Origin of the sequence: Pseudomonas juntendi (assembly GCF_009932375.1) — a bacterium.
In the GTDB taxonomy this organism is placed as follows: Bacteria; Pseudomonadota; Gammaproteobacteria; order Pseudomonadales; family Pseudomonadaceae; genus Aquipseudomonas; species Aquipseudomonas juntendi.
Genome location: NZ_BLJG01000033.1, coordinates 1 through 13,159 on the forward strand (window position 1 = coordinate 1; position 13,159 = coordinate 13,159).

Here is a 13,159-nt window from a genome sequence, read left to right on the forward strand (position 1 = left end):
TTTCGGTCAGCGGCAACACGCCGCCGCTTACGAGGCGCGACTGCCGTTCTTCAATCAGGTGAAGGTCGGTGAAGGTCTGCTCGACCTGGCCAGCAATGCGCCGGATCGCGACATCGTCACCCTCTCTCCAGTCGCTACCCTGGTGGTCAACGACGACTTCAACCCTGGCCTGGTACCGCTGTTTCTCGAAGCCAGCCGTGAAGTGATGCGCAGCGGCACCCTGCTCGACGCCGCCGGCACCTTCCCCAGCGCAGAGCCGCGCACCTTCGAGCTGCACAAGGATGCCGGGCATTACTACGCCAAGGGGCTGCCGATTTTGCAGCGCTACCTGCCGTTTCGCATCGCCTCGCTGGCCGACCGCTACATCATCCTGCTGATCCCGCTGATCGTGGTGATGATCCCGCTGTTCAAGGCTGTCGGCCCGATTTACCAGTGGCGTATCCGCGCGCGCATCTACCGCTGGTACAAGTACCTGCGCGAGATCGACCGCAAGCTGCACGCAGGTTCCCTCCCGGATGCGCTCGGCAGCGAAATCGAGCGTCTGGAGAAACTGGAAGACGAACTCGCCGCGGTGGAAGTGCCGCTGTCGTATTCCAATGAGCTGTACGAGCTGCACATGCATGTGCGCTATGTGATCGAGCGCTTGCGCGAGTTGCAGCGGCGGCGGCAGCCGTAGGGTGGACATCGTTTTTTCATGTCCACCGATGCGCAGCGGATGGAAAAAGCGTCTCCACCCTGAGTAAAAGTAAAAGTGAAGTAGCCGTTTCTGACGAGTAGGAGCCGCGCCTCGCGGCGAATGGTTCAGGCAACCTCGATCATGAATTGAACCCACCATTCGCCCCGGGGCGGGGCTCCTACAGTTAGTGGACAACGCGAAGTTTGTCCATCGCTTGGGCTGACGCAATGGTGGGCAGCGTCATCCACTCTACGTAAGGGTGGAGTAGCCGGTTCTGACGGGTAGGAGCCGCGCCTCGCGGCGAATGGTTCAGGCAACCTCGATCATGAGTTGAACCCACCATTCGCCCCGGGGCGGGGCTCCTACAGTTCGTGGACAACACGAAGTTTGTCCATCGCTTGGACTGAGCCCGCGACGACTTCTGTGGGCTTTAGCCGCGAGCGGCTGCATAGCGTTAACCGATGCATGCGCACCAGAATCCATGACCCGCTTCGGGTAAACTTCGCCTCTTGTTTCATTTGCCCACGAGACCGCCATGCCGATCCGCCACTGCATCGTCCACCTGATCGACAAGAAGCCCGACGGCAGCCCTGCCGTGCTGCACGCCCGCGACAGCGAGCTGGCCACGTCGCAAGCCATGGAGAACCTGCTGGCCGACCTCAACGAGAGCTACAACGCCAAGCAGGGCAAGGCCTGGGGGCTGTTCCACGAGGAATCCGGCGCCTACCCGTTCAGCGGCTGGCTCAAGGCCTATCTCGATGGCGAGCAGGACTTCACCGCCTTCAGCCGCCAGGCCGTCGAGCACCTGCAGAAGCTGATGGAAGAATCCAACCTGTCCACCGGCGGCCATGTGCTCTTCGCTCACTACCAGCAAGGCATGACCGACTACCTGGCCATCGCCCTGCTGCACCACAGCGAAGGCGTGGCGGTGACCGACGCGCTGGACGTAACGCCGGCCAAACATCTGGATCTGGGCCAGTTGCACCTGGCCGCGCGCATCAACATCAGCGAGTGGCAGAACAACAAGCAGTCCAAGCAGTACATCTCCTTCATCAAGGGCAAGAACGGCAAGAAGGTGTCGGACTACTTCCGTGACTTCATCGGCTGCCAGGAAGGCGTCGACGGCCCCGGCGAGACGCGCACCCTGCTCAAGGCCTTCAGCGACTTCGTCGAGAGCGAAGACCTGCCCGAAGAACAGGCCCGCGAGAAGACCAAGACCCTGGTCGGCTACGCCAGCGGCCAGGCCAAACTGGGTGAACCGATTACCCTGGAAGAACTCTCCGGGCTGATCGACGAGGAACGCCCCAAGGCCTTCTACGAGCACATCCGCAACAAGGACTACGGCATGGCGCCGGAATTTCCGGCGGACAAACGCACCTTGAGCCAGTTCCAGCGTTTTACCGGGCGGGCCGAAGGGCTGTCGATCAGCTTCGAGGCGCACCTGCTGGGCTCGAAGATCGAATACGACGAGGGCCGCGACATGTTGATCATTCGTCAGTTGCCGACCCAGTTGAAGGATCAGCTCAAGCGGCGGCAGGATTGATGCATTCGTAGGGCGGGCCGGGCGGCGATCCGCTTTAGCAGGCCGTTGAAAAACGTAGGCGAGGCAGCCAATGCAAGGCAAAAACAGGCGAAAAAGCGGAGTTTACGAGCTGTAAATGAGCATTTTGATCGGACTCGCGCACGAGCCTGTTTTTAACGCAGCAGTGGCAACGCAGATAGTTTTTCAACAGCCTGTTAGCCCACCAAAGCAGTCCAAGTCAGCACCCGAGCTACCTTAGGAAGCTGAGATCGTTGTTGGTGGGCTGAAGCCCACCCTACGGGCCTGACATGACCGCGCTATCGCACAAGGACGCGCAACCATGAAGACGATTGTGCTGCTGCTCGCCGCGCTGGCTCTGTGGCAGAACTGGGACAAGATCGACCGCTGGCTAAACCCGCCACAGGCCGGCAATGCCAGCGGCGAGATCGTGCTCTACGCGACGCAGTGGTGCGGTTACTGCGCCAAGACCCGCGAGTTATTCGCCGAGGATGGCATTGTCTATCGCGAAGTGGATATCGAGAACGATGCGGCTGGCCGCGCCCAGTACCAGGCGCTGGGTGGCCAAGGCGTGCCGGTGATCGACTTGCGCGGCCAAGTGATTCACGGCTACGACGTGCGCGCCATCCGCGCCGCCTACTGACCTCAACTCAGCGAACTATCCTCACGCCGCCACTGCCGTGGGCTGACGCCGAACCAGCGGCGGAAGGCGCGCGAGAAGGCGCTGGTTTCCGAATAACCGAGCAACGGCGCCAGCTGCGAGATGGGTAGCTGCGGCTGGCGCAGGTAACGGTTGGCCAGTTCGCGGCGCACGTTGTCCACCAGTTGCGAGAAGCTCAGCCCCTGCTCACGCAGGCGCCGCTGCAGCGACCAACTGGCCATACCGAGCATTTCCGCGACATCTTCCAGCGCCGGCTCGCCGTACAGCAGGCGCTGGCGAATCTGCTCGCGCACATCGTTGACCATATCCCGCTCACCACGCCCGCACAGGGCGCTGATCTGGTTCAGCGAGTCCTGCATGAGCATCAGCAGTACCGGATCACTGTCCGGCATGGCGCGGTCGAGGCCGCGCTTGGGAATCAGCAGGGAATTGCACGGCTGCTCGAAATACACCGGCGCATCGAACACCTTACAGTGCTCGTGCCAATGCTCCGGCCGTGGGTGTTCAAAGTGCACCGCGCGCGGCGCCCACTGCGGGCCAAGCACATGACGCACCAGGTTGAGGGCCATGCCCAGGGTCAACTCGGCATCCTGGCGGCGGCTGAGAATGGCGCCATGGCGTACCTGATAGTCGAAGCGGTAGCACTCGCCCTCATCGACCAGGCGGATCAGGCTGTTGCGCTGATGTAGCGGGAAGGCACGGGCGAAGTTGATCAGCGCCTGTTCCAGGGTCGCCGAACACAGCCCGATATAACCAAGCAGGCCAAGCGCCTGCGGCTTGAACTGCTGGCCGTAGTACAGACCGAAGTTATCGCAGCCAGACTGATGCGCGGCTTCTTCCAGCACCTGGCAGTAATTGGGCAGCGCCAAGCTCAGGGTCGGATGGCGCAGGCACTCGGGGTCGATGCCGGAGACCCCGAGGATACGATCCGGGTCACCGCCCTGCTTTTCGATGAAGCCGCACAGGCCACTCGCAGCAGCCGCCAGCACACCCGCATTAGCCGGCGCACCGGACAACAGCGAAGCGCCGAACGAACCACCCGCCTGGGAGAAAAAGGCACTCATCGGGGCCTCCTTGGTAACAATGCGTTTCGGCAAGCAAGAAATACGCCTGCACTGTCGCACCGCAAAACCACGGTTCAAACGCCACCTCCGTGCCCCGCCCTGCCGGGCGAGTGAGTCATTTTGAAACATCCGCACCAAAACGCAGCGGACGACTTGACCCATTACGACACAGGCAGCGTCGGCGCCTGCAAAGTTGACTTTGCACGACAGCAAGCCCCCTGTGCAGTCAAGTTGCGCCCATGAAATCGGCTCATGATCGACCCAGGTTGAACGTCAGCTCACCTGCTACGTACAACAACATCGTTTCGGAGAACGCTCATGATTTATGCCAAGCCTGGAACCAGCGGCGCCCTCGTCACCCTCAAGCCGCGTTACGGCAACTACATCGGTGGCGAGTTCGTCGCCCCGCTCAGCGGCCAGTATTTCAGCAATACCAGCCCGGTCGATGGCTCGGTGATCGGCGAATTCCCCCGCTCCAACGCCGCCGATATCGACAAGGCGCTGGACGCCGCCCACGCCGCCGCCGACGCCTGGGGCCGCACCAGCGTGCAGGAGCGTTCGCACATCCTGCTGAAGATCGCCGACCGCATCGAAGCCAACCGCGAACTGCTCGCCGTGGCCGAAACCTGGGACAACGGCAAGCCGGTGCGTGAGACGCTGAACGCCGACGTGCCGCTGGCCGCCGACCACTTCCGTTACTTCGCCGGCTGCATCCGTGCCCAGGAAGGCAGCACCGCCGAGATCAACGACGGCACCGTGGCCTATCACTTCCACGAGCCGCTGGGCGTGGTCGGGCAGATCATCCCGTGGAACTTCCCGCTGCTGATGGCTGCCTGGAAACTGGCTCCGGCCCTGGCCGCCGGCAACGCCATCGTGCTCAAACCGGCCGAGCAGACGCCGCTGTCGATCACCTTGCTGGTGGAAATCATCGGCGACCTGCTGCCGCCGGGCGTGCTCAACATCGTTCAGGGCTTCGGCCGTGAGGCCGGTGAGGCGCTGGCCACCAGCAAGCGCATCGCCAAGATCGCCTTCACCGGCTCCACCCCGGTCGGTTCGCACATCATGAAATGCGCTGCCGAGAACATCATCCCGAGCACCGTCGAGCTGGGTGGCAAATCGCCGAACATCTTCTTCGCCGACATCATGAACGCCGAGCCGGCCTTTATCGAGAAAGCCGCCGAAGGCCTGGTGCTGGGCTTCTTCAACCAGGGTGAAGTGTGCACCTGCCCGTCGCGCGCGCTGGTGCAGGAGTCGATCTACGACGCCTTCATGGTCGAGGTGATGAAGAAGGTCAAGCAGATCAAGCGCGGCAACCCGCTGGACACCGAGACCATGGTCGGCGCCCAGGCCTCGCAACAGCAGTTCGACAAGATCTTGAGCTACCTGGAGATCGCCCAGCAGGAAGGCGCGCAGGTGCTGACCGGCGGCGCAGCGGAAAAACTCGAAGGCGACCTGGCCAGCGGCTATTACATCCAGCCGACCCTGCTCAAGGGTCACAACAAGATGCGCGTGTTCCAGGAAGAGATCTTCGGCCCGGTGATCGGCGTGACCACCTTCAAGGACGAAGCCGAAGCGCTGGCGATTGCCAACGACACCGAGTTCGGCCTCGGCGCCGGTGTATGGAGCCGCGACATCAATACCGCGTACCGCATGGGCCGCGGGATCAAGGCTGGTCGCGTGTGGACCAACTGCTATCACCTGTACCCGGCGCATGCCGCCTTCGGCGGCTACAAGAAGTCCGGGGTCGGGCGTGAAACCCACAAGATGATGCTCGATCACTACCAGCAGACCAAGAACCTGCTGGTCAGCTACGACATCAATCCGCTGGGGTTCTTTTAATCCACCGTTGTTTACGGTCTGCCATGCACAAGACGCGGCTCACGCCCGTTCGGATCGTCCGCAAGCCGGCCCTGCTGCCTCTGCGCAGAGGGCTCGGCCAAGGCAGTGTTCGAGCGGGCCAATACCGCACCGTCACTCAATAAAGACAGTCAGGGCACAGCAATGGATCAGATAGGTAATTACGTTCTCTACATCATCATGGCCTGCGCCGTTGCAGGGGCGTTCGCGGCCATCTACGACAGCGAGAAGGGCCTGGGCAAGGAGTTCATGGAGGGCATCCACGCCACCGGCTACATCTTCGTACCGGCGGCCGGCATCATGGCCTCCATCCCGTATCTCACGGTGATCATCGAGAAGGCCTGCGGGCCGTTTTTCAACGCCCTCGGCGCCGACCCGGCACTGGCCGCGACCATGATCATCGCCTCGGACATGGGCGGCTATCACCTGGCATCGGCGCTGGCGTCGAGCAAGGAAGCGCTGGTCATGGCGCTGATCACCGGTTTCATGGGGGGTGCCACCATCCTCTTCTCCATCCCCATGGGGCTGGCGATGCTCGATAAGCGTGACCACAAATACATGGCACTGGGCATCATGTCCGGCATCCTGACCATTCCGCTCGGCGTACTGATTGCCAGCGTATTGCTGGTAGCGAGCGACCCGATGATCCGCGAAGTGGTCGCCACCAATGGCGAGGCGACCTATCAGCTGGCCATGGGCCTGGGCAGCATCTTCGCCAACCTGCTGCCGATCATCGTCTTCGTCGTCGCCCTGGCTGCCGGCCTGCGTTTTCTGCCGGATCTGATGATCAAGGGCTTCATCGGTTTCGGCCGTGGCCTGAACGCGATGATCAAACTGGTGCTGGTATTCTCCATCGTCGAGTACTTCACCGGGGTGTTCACCATCGTCTTTGGTGGCTGGGGCTTCGACCCGATCATCGCGGACGCCGAAGACCAGACCCGCGCCCTGGAAATCGCCGGCTACACCGGCATCATGCTGGCGGGCGCCTTCCCCATGGTCTACCTGCTGCGCAAATACTTCGGCGGTCCGCTGGAACACCTGGGCAGCAAGGTCGGCCTGAGCGCCGTGGGCAGCGCCGGCATGCTCGCGACCATCGCCAATATCCTGGCCATGTTCCGCCTGGTGCGCTTCATGCCACCGAAGGACAAGGTGATCAACATCGCCTTCGCCGTCTGCGCGGCCTTCCTGCTGGGTGACCACTTGTCCTTTACGGCCAACTTCCAGCCCACCATCATCCTGCCAGTGCTGATCGGCAAGCTGATCGCAGGTTTTGCCGCCATCGGCCTGGCCTATTGGCTATCGGTGCCCAAGGCGCTGGAACTGGAGCAACAGGATCGCGCTGCCGGCATCATCGAACAGGATGAGTACCCGGTCGCAGGCAAGCCGCAGGTCAGCCCGGCCTGATAACCGCCGCAACGCCTGACGCCTGCCAAGCAGACGCCGGGCGTTGCCCGACGGCGAACGAGAGAGACTGGTTGAGGACAGATACATGGCAAGCTACTCCCACAGCATGGCCGGCCAGACCTGGCGCTTCGACAGCCTGCGCGAACTGATGGCCAAGGCTACGCCGGCACGCTCCGGCGACTACCTGGCTGGGGTCGCGGCCGGCAGCGATGCCGAGCGCGCCGCCGCGCAGATGACGCTGGCCAATGTGCCACTGAAGACCTTTCTGCAGGAGGCGCTGATTCCCTATGAGAGCGACGAAGTCACCCGCCTGATCATCGACACTCATGATGCCCAGGCCTTCGCCCCGGTCAGCCACCTCACGGTGGGTGGGTTTCGTGACTGGTTGCTCTGCGACGACGCCGACGAAGCCAGCCTCACGGCGCTGGCCCCTGGGCTGACGCCGGAGATGGTCGCAGCGGTGTCGAAGATCATGCGCATTCAGGATCTGGTCCTGGTGGCGCAGAAGACCCGTGTGGTCACCCGCTTTCGCAACACCCAGGGGCTGCGCGGGCGCATGTCCACCCGCCTGCAACCGAACCACCCGACCGACGATCCGGCCGGTATCGCCGCCAGCGTGGTCGACGGCCTGCTCTACGGCAACGGCGATGCCATGATCGGCATCAACCCGGCCACCGACAGCATGAGCGCCGTATGCACCCTGCTGGAGATGCTCGACGCGGTGATCCAGCGCTACGAGATTCCCACCCAATCCTGCGTGCTGACCCACGTCACCAGCTCCATCGCTGCCATCGAGCGCGGCGCGCCGCTGGATCTGGTATTCCAGTCCATCGCCGGCACCGAGGCGGCCAATGCCAGCTTCGGCGTCAGCCTCAAGGTGCTGCAGGAAGGCTACGAAGCCGGCCTGAGTCTCAAGCGCGGCACCCTCGGCAACAACCTGATGTACTTCGAGACCGGCCAGGGCAGCGCGCTGTCGGCCAACGCCAACCATGGCGTCGACCAGCAGACCTGCGAAACCCGCGCCTACGCCGTGGCCCGCCACTTCAACCCGTTTCTGGTCAATACCGTGGTCGGCTTCATCGGCCCGGAGTACCTGTACAACGGCAAGCAGATCATCCGCGCCGGCCTGGAGGATCACTTCTGCGGCAAGCTGCTCGGCGTGCCCATGGGCTGCGACATCTGCTACACCAACCATGCCGAAGCCGACCAGGACGACATGGACATGCTGCTGACCCTGCTCGGCACGGCTGGCATCAACTTCATCATGGGCATTCCCGGCTCGGATGACGTGATGCTCAACTACCAGACCACCTCCTTCCACGATGCCCTGTATGCACGCAAGGTGCTCGGCCTGCACGCCGCGCCGGAGTTCGAGGCCTGGCTGGCACGCATGGGGATTTTCCAGCAACAGGGTGGCCGCCTGCGCATGGGCGATGAGCTGCCCCCGGCATTTCGCCAGGCGTTGGCGCAGTTGTCCTGATCAATCGAGGCCGTCATGAGCGAAAAGTCCCCCGCCACCGCAAACCCCTGGCAGCAACTGCGCCAATTGACACCGGCACGCATCGCCCTGGGCCGCGCCGGCACCAGCCTGCCGACCGCTGCGCAACTGGATTTCCAGTTCGCCCACGCCCAGGCGCGTGACGCCGTGCATTTGCCGTTCGACCACACTGCCCTGCGCGAAGCGCTGCATGATCGCCAGTTACCCACGCTGCTGCTGCACAGTGCCGCCGCCGACCGCCACACCTACCTGCAACGCCCGGATCTGGGCCGGCGCCTGCACGAGGATGCCGCACGCCTGCTCGATGACTACGCCGCCGAGCACGGCCGTGGTTATGACCTGGCCATCGTCATCGCCGACGGCCTGTCATCGCTGGCGGTGCACAAGCACAGCCTGCCCTTTCTCGACCGCTTGCTGGAACAGGTGCTGGAGGAAGGTTGGTCACTGGCGCCGATTACCCTGGTGGAGCAGGGCCGGGTTGCAGTGGCCGACGAAGTGGGGCAGCGCCTGGGGGCGAAGATGACGGTGATCCTGATTGGCGAGCGCCCCGGCCTGAGTTCGCCGGACAGCCTGGGCCTGTACTTCACCTACGCGCCGCGCGTTGGCCTCAACGACGCCTACCGCAACTGCATCTCCAACGTGCGCCTGGAGGGTCTGAGCTATGGCATGGCCACCTTCCGCCTGATGTACCTGATGCGCGAGGCCTGCCGCCGCCAGCTCTCGGGCGTCGATCTCAAGGACGAAGCCGAAGTGCCGACGCTGGACAGCGCCGGGCCGGGTAATTTTCTGCTGCCGGATCAGCGTTGAGATGCTGTCGCGGCTAAAGCCCCTCCCACCCAGCCGCTCACAAAGCCCTTCTCACAGGAGGTAAGCCTTGTGGGAGGGGCTTCAGCCGCGATCTTTACGACCGATCAGCACGCCTCGATACGGAAGCCCAGGCGCGGGAAGTGCACGTGTACGATGCCGGCACGCTCGTCCTCGCGGCGCAGGATCAGCTCCTCGCGCCCGGAGAACAGCAACTCACCCTCCACCGGATCGACCCCGTAGTCCACCGCTGCGATGCGTACCGCCTGGCCAGGCTGGAAGCCATTGGCATCGATAAAATCCTCGTCCGGGAGTGCTGCCGGCGTTGCCTCGCGCGCCACGGCGATAGCCTCTTCGCCGCTCATCTCGCTCAGTGAGCCATGCCCAAAGCCCAGCACCCGCGCCAGCCAGGCGGCGACTTCCGGATAATCGTCCACCAGGGGTGCCGTGATCGGTGTGGCGCGCAGGAACCACAACGGATGCGCGACGGCGAAGTCGGCAATCGAGGGCTGGCCAAACAGGAAGTCGCCACCGCCCTGCTGCAACTGCTGCTGCAAACGCCCCATCAGCGCCGGCCACTGGTGACGCGCCTGCTCCAACGGCAAACGGCTGGCCGTGCCGCCGGAAAACAGCGCGGCACGATCAGCCGCGAAAGCCTTGGCGAACTCCGGTGGCACCTTGGCAAAGCGCACCGCCATGGACTCGGGGGCGAAGACCAGTGACACCGCATGCTGGAACAACACCGCGTCGGCCCATTGGGCGAGGGTCGCGACATTGAAGCCCTGCCCTTCCGGGAACAGTGCCGGGGTGGCTTTCTCGGCTTCCAGACGGCGAGCGATCAGCGCGGTATCGCAGTAGATGTCGGCACCGATCTGCAACACCGGCGTCTTGCGGTAGCCGCCGGTCAGCGCTGTGAGATCCGGCTTGGGCATCACCGGCGGGATCATCACCGAGCGCCAGGACAGTTGCTTGAAGCCCAGTAGCAAGCGAGCCTTCTCGGCAAACGGCGAGGTCGGGTAATGGTGAAGGATCAACTCGTGCATGGCGCGCTCCGCGACGGTTCGAAAGCACCCAGCTTACCCGCGCAACCTAGTCACGCACACCGCCTACGGCTGATGAAGCGCCATCAACGCTCAGAATGAGCACCTCCTTGGCCGCTTTGCTCAGGCGCTTGATGGCCCGCTCACGGCGCAGGGCATCGCCCTTGCCAGCACAGGCTTCGACATAGGCCAGTGCCTGCGCCGGGCTGGTATGGAAGAAGCGCGCGCCCTTGCCGCTCTGATGCTGGGCGAAACGCCGCTGCGGGTCATCGCTGATGCCGCAATACAGCGCGCCGTTGGCAGCACGCACCAGGTAGACGAACCAGGGCTTATCGACGGCCGCCGTCATCCGCGCGCCGGAAACCACTCGCGCGCCGAGCGCCACAGGCACATGCCGACGAAGTAGGCCGAGGCCAGCCACCACAACGCCAGCAGCCAGGGCTGGCTGACGGGGTACTGCAGAATCAGCAGCGCGCTGGAGAGCATCCAGACGAAGGTCACGAGGATGTTCAGCGGCATGAACTGACGCACGCGGAACGGGTGCAGGAACTTCATCTTGGTCAGGGTCAGGCCGGCCAGCAGGACGATAATGGCCAGGGTGATCCAGGGGTGCACATCGAGGATGTAGAAATACAGCACGACCACGTTCCACGCCGCCGGGAAGCCGACGAAGTAGTTGTCCTTGCTCTTCATGTTCAGGTTGCAGAAGCAGAACAGCGAAGACAGCAGAATCAGGCCCACGGCGAACAGCGGCGTGTAATCCGGCAGGGGGATGAAGCGGTAAAGAAAGATGGCGGGGATGAATACGTAGGTCAGGTAATCGATCACCAGGTCGAGGGTCGAGCCGTCGAAATGCGGCAGCACAACCTTGACGTCATAGCGGCGCGCCAGCGAACCATCCAGCCCATCGACCAGCAGCGCCAGGCCGAGCCACAACAGGCATTGCTTGGGCTGGCCGTCGAGTACGGCCAGCAATGCCAGCAGGGCGAGGATCACACCGCTGGCGGTAACGGCATGGACCCCCCAGGCTTTGGCCTGTTTTACGGCAACGATCAGTTCGGTCACGGCAGGTCTCTTGGCAGTGGAGGTGCGGCACCCCATGTGCGCACTCTCATTATTGAAGGCTAAGACCGGCTAGCACGCGCCCTACCCCAGATTCGGCTTTGAGCCCAGAGGCTCGCCACTCAGGGAGTGTTCTGGCCTCGGCCCGCCAACAGAGTTCAAGCGGGCCGTCTGAATTGCCCGCCCCGGACGATGACTGGCCAAGCTTTGAAGGACTATCGCTGAATGACCTCCCAGATACGCCGGAATGAAATGGCGTCCAACCCACGCAAGGCGCGCCAATTCGGCCCACAAGGCGATGTTCAGGTGGACGTTGCGCCCGACCTCCCCTTTCTCGGGGTTGGTCGCTGGAAGACCGCTGACACCTATGCCAAGCGAAGGATTTTCCCCATCAAGGATGACGGGAGCCTGGTTGGCTACCGGGCGATGATCCAGCAAGGGCGTGGTGTAAACCGACAGACCCACTCCGAGGTTTTCAGAATCACTCCATTGGTGAATGAGGCGATGGCAATGGCTATGGCCCAGCGCTGGAGAGATAAGAAAGAGGCGGAGCTTGGAATACTCTCAGGCCGAGTAAGCTCGAAGTCGGCTTCGCGCTTCGTTCCGGGTATCAGTCTCGTTGTCTCAAGCTCTGGTCCTTGCAGAGCAAGCTGGAGGTGGTCTTCTCCCGGTCGCCCCACCGTGACTAAGTACATCGGCAAGAAGCTTGGGTATGCCTCTGCGTACAAGGCTCTAGTCCTCCGCATATGCAATATTCTTGATTGCCCTGTACCCCAAGACCTCCCAGTGCCAATGCCCAACCCTGTGCAGTACCTCCGATTGCAGTCAGGGGGTATCAGCGAGTTACCTGAGCGTCGAGCCAAGCCACGCTAGCTCGGATATTCCTCCTTAGTGGAAGACTGCTCAGAGTTGAGTGGCAGAGCGGCAGCCTCAACTCATACCCTTGGCCAAGCACATTCATGGGGCCAAGTCTTGAATCTAAAGCGCGTTCTCTCATCTTTCATATTCGCAACGGCGTTTACGTCATTCGTTTCTGCGGCAGAGCCTTCGATCCAGGCCGTGACCTTTAAGCATCCAGATGGTCGGTCGGCTCCCGCCGAAATCTACATCGACGGAGAGATCACCCCTGCGCTCCCGCGCCAACTTGCCACAGCATTGGGCGCCAACCAGATAGAGCGAGCCACGATCTACATCAACAGCGTTGGTGGCGATCTTCAAGCCGGCCTGGAGCTGGGCGAGTTCATTCGCAAGCTGGGCTTTAACACAGCTATTGGCAAGCGAGGTCACGCTCAGGGCAAGCCAGTCCCTGGCTCCTGCCAGAGTGCTTGTCTTTTGGTTTTCGCTGGCGGCGTGTATCGCTTCGCCGACAGCACAGCTTATTTCGGTATCCACCGTTTCTTCTCTCGGCAATCCGGGCCACAAGACCTTGCCCTCGGGCAGGTTCTTTCAGCTGCGATTACCGGCTACCTGATCAAGATGGATGTGTCACCCAAGCTGTTTCAGCGCATGGTCGGCGCTGGGGCTGTACTCCAGAAGTGTTGCCGCTGACCGAA

Annotated in this window: 11 protein-coding genes and 1 pseudogene; 8 read left to right on the forward strand and 4 right to left on the reverse strand. The window is 62.6% G+C overall.

The window, feature by feature from the left end; translation table 11 throughout:
• From GYA94_RS04425 to GYA94_RS04435, 3 genes and pseudogenes are all read left to right on the forward strand, one after another.
• Positions 1–676 (forward strand): annotated as a pseudogene (locus GYA94_RS04425) (TAXI family TRAP transporter solute-binding subunit); the annotation flags it as partial.
• A gap of 535 nt (positions 677–1,211) precedes the next feature.
• A complete protein-coding gene (gene yejK / locus GYA94_RS04430; protein ID WP_004424187.1) occupies positions 1,212–2,219 on the forward strand; it encodes a nucleoid-associated protein YejK in 1,008 nt (335 codons plus the stop codon).
• Between the two features lie 319 nt (positions 2,220–2,538).
• On the forward strand, positions 2,539–2,859 hold the full coding sequence (locus GYA94_RS04435; protein ID WP_042920397.1) for a glutaredoxin family protein: 321 nt from the start codon (positions 2,539–2,541) through the stop codon (positions 2,857–2,859).
• Positions 2,860–2,861: 2 nt separating this feature from the next.
• Here the strand turns inward: GYA94_RS04435 and qhpR are convergent, their stop codons facing one another.
• On the reverse strand, positions 2,862–3,941 hold the full coding sequence (gene qhpR / locus GYA94_RS04440) for an AraC-like transcriptional regulator QhpR (RefSeq protein ID WP_042920399.1): 1,080 nt from the start codon (positions 3,939–3,941) through the stop codon (positions 2,862–2,864).
• 318 nt (positions 3,942–4,259) lie between these two features.
• Here qhpR and exaC point away from each other — a divergent pair, with 318 nt between their 5' ends.
• The 4 genes from exaC (at position 4,260) to eutC (ending at position 9,507) form a co-directional block, all read left to right on the forward strand.
• Positions 4,260–5,780: an acetaldehyde dehydrogenase ExaC gene (exaC, locus tag GYA94_RS04445; RefSeq protein ID WP_150548063.1), complete on the forward strand. Its 1,521-nt coding sequence runs from the start codon at positions 4,260–4,262 to the stop codon at positions 5,778–5,780.
• Positions 5,781–5,942: 162 nt separating this feature from the next.
• Complete coding sequence (gene eutH / locus GYA94_RS04450; RefSeq protein ID WP_150548062.1) at positions 5,943–7,202, forward strand: ethanolamine utilization protein EutH; 1,260 nt, start codon at positions 5,943–5,945, stop codon at positions 7,200–7,202.
• Between the two features lie 85 nt (positions 7,203–7,287).
• Positions 7,288–8,682 carry an ethanolamine ammonia-lyase subunit EutB gene (locus GYA94_RS04455; RefSeq protein WP_004424195.1) on the forward strand — a complete coding sequence of 465 codons (1,395 nt, stop codon included), beginning with the start codon at positions 7,288–7,290 and terminating at the stop codon, positions 8,680–8,682.
• A 15-nt stretch (positions 8,683–8,697) separates the two neighbouring features.
• A complete protein-coding gene (gene eutC, locus GYA94_RS04460) occupies positions 8,698–9,507 on the forward strand; it encodes an ethanolamine ammonia-lyase subunit EutC (RefSeq protein WP_150548061.1) in 810 nt (269 codons plus the stop codon).
• Between the two features lie 104 nt (positions 9,508–9,611).
• On the opposite strand, the gene GYA94_RS04465 is transcribed toward eutC, so the two are convergent.
• From GYA94_RS04465 to pcsA, 3 genes are read right to left on the reverse strand one after another with little or no spacing between them, the layout of a single operon-like run.
• A complete protein-coding gene (locus GYA94_RS04465) occupies positions 9,612–10,547 on the reverse strand; it encodes a glutathione S-transferase family protein (protein WP_004424199.1) in 936 nt (311 codons plus the stop codon).
• Positions 10,548–10,593: 46 nt separating this feature from the next.
• Positions 10,594–10,893, reverse strand: a complete 300-nt coding sequence (locus GYA94_RS04470; protein ID WP_042920409.1) for a GIY-YIG nuclease family protein — start codon at positions 10,891–10,893, stop codon at positions 10,594–10,596.
• Positions 10,890–11,645, reverse strand: coding sequence for a phosphatidylcholine synthase (pcsA, locus tag GYA94_RS04475; RefSeq protein ID WP_306811998.1), 756 nt, complete (start codon positions 11,643–11,645; stop codon positions 10,890–10,892). Before pcsA ends, GYA94_RS04470 begins: the two co-directional genes overlap by 4 nt.
• 933 nt (positions 11,646–12,578) lie before the next feature.
• Between pcsA and GYA94_RS04480 the strand changes: the two genes are divergently transcribed.
• The gene (locus GYA94_RS04480) at positions 12,579–13,154 is read left to right on the forward strand and encodes a COG3904 family protein (RefSeq protein ID WP_161891865.1); all 576 of its coding nucleotides are present in this window, start codon (positions 12,579–12,581) and stop codon (positions 13,152–13,154) included.
• Positions 13,155–13,159: the final 5 nt, after the last annotated feature.

Bases quoted from the DNA above. Each gene is read 5' to 3' on its own strand.
- exaC (WP_150548063.1), top strand. From the start codon at position 4,260: ATGATTTATGCCAAGCCTGGAACCAGCGGCGCCCTCGTCACCCTCAAG.
- GYA94_RS04435 (WP_042920397.1), top strand. From the start codon at position 2,539: ATGAAGACGATTGTGCTGCTGCTCGCCGCGCTGGCTCTGTGGCAGAAC.
- eutC (WP_150548061.1), top strand. From the start codon at position 8,698: ATGAGCGAAAAGTCCCCCGCCACCGCAAACCCCTGGCAGCAACTGCGC.
- pcsA (WP_306811998.1), bottom strand. From the start codon at position 11,645: ATGGGGTGCCGCACCTCCACTGCCAAGAGACCTGCCGTGACCGAACTG.
- eutH (WP_150548062.1), top strand. From the start codon at position 5,943: ATGGATCAGATAGGTAATTACGTTCTCTACATCATCATGGCCTGCGCC.
- yejK (WP_004424187.1), top strand. From the start codon at position 1,212: ATGCCGATCCGCCACTGCATCGTCCACCTGATCGACAAGAAGCCCGAC.
- GYA94_RS04455 (WP_004424195.1), top strand. From the start codon at position 7,288: ATGGCAAGCTACTCCCACAGCATGGCCGGCCAGACCTGGCGCTTCGAC.
- qhpR (WP_042920399.1), bottom strand. From the start codon at position 3,941: ATGAGTGCCTTTTTCTCCCAGGCGGGTGGTTCGTTCGGCGCTTCGCTG.
- GYA94_RS04470 (WP_042920409.1), bottom strand. From the start codon at position 10,893: ATGACGGCGGCCGTCGATAAGCCCTGGTTCGTCTACCTGGTGCGTGCT.
- GYA94_RS04465 (WP_004424199.1), bottom strand. From the start codon at position 10,547: ATGCACGAGTTGATCCTTCACCATTACCCGACCTCGCCGTTTGCCGAG.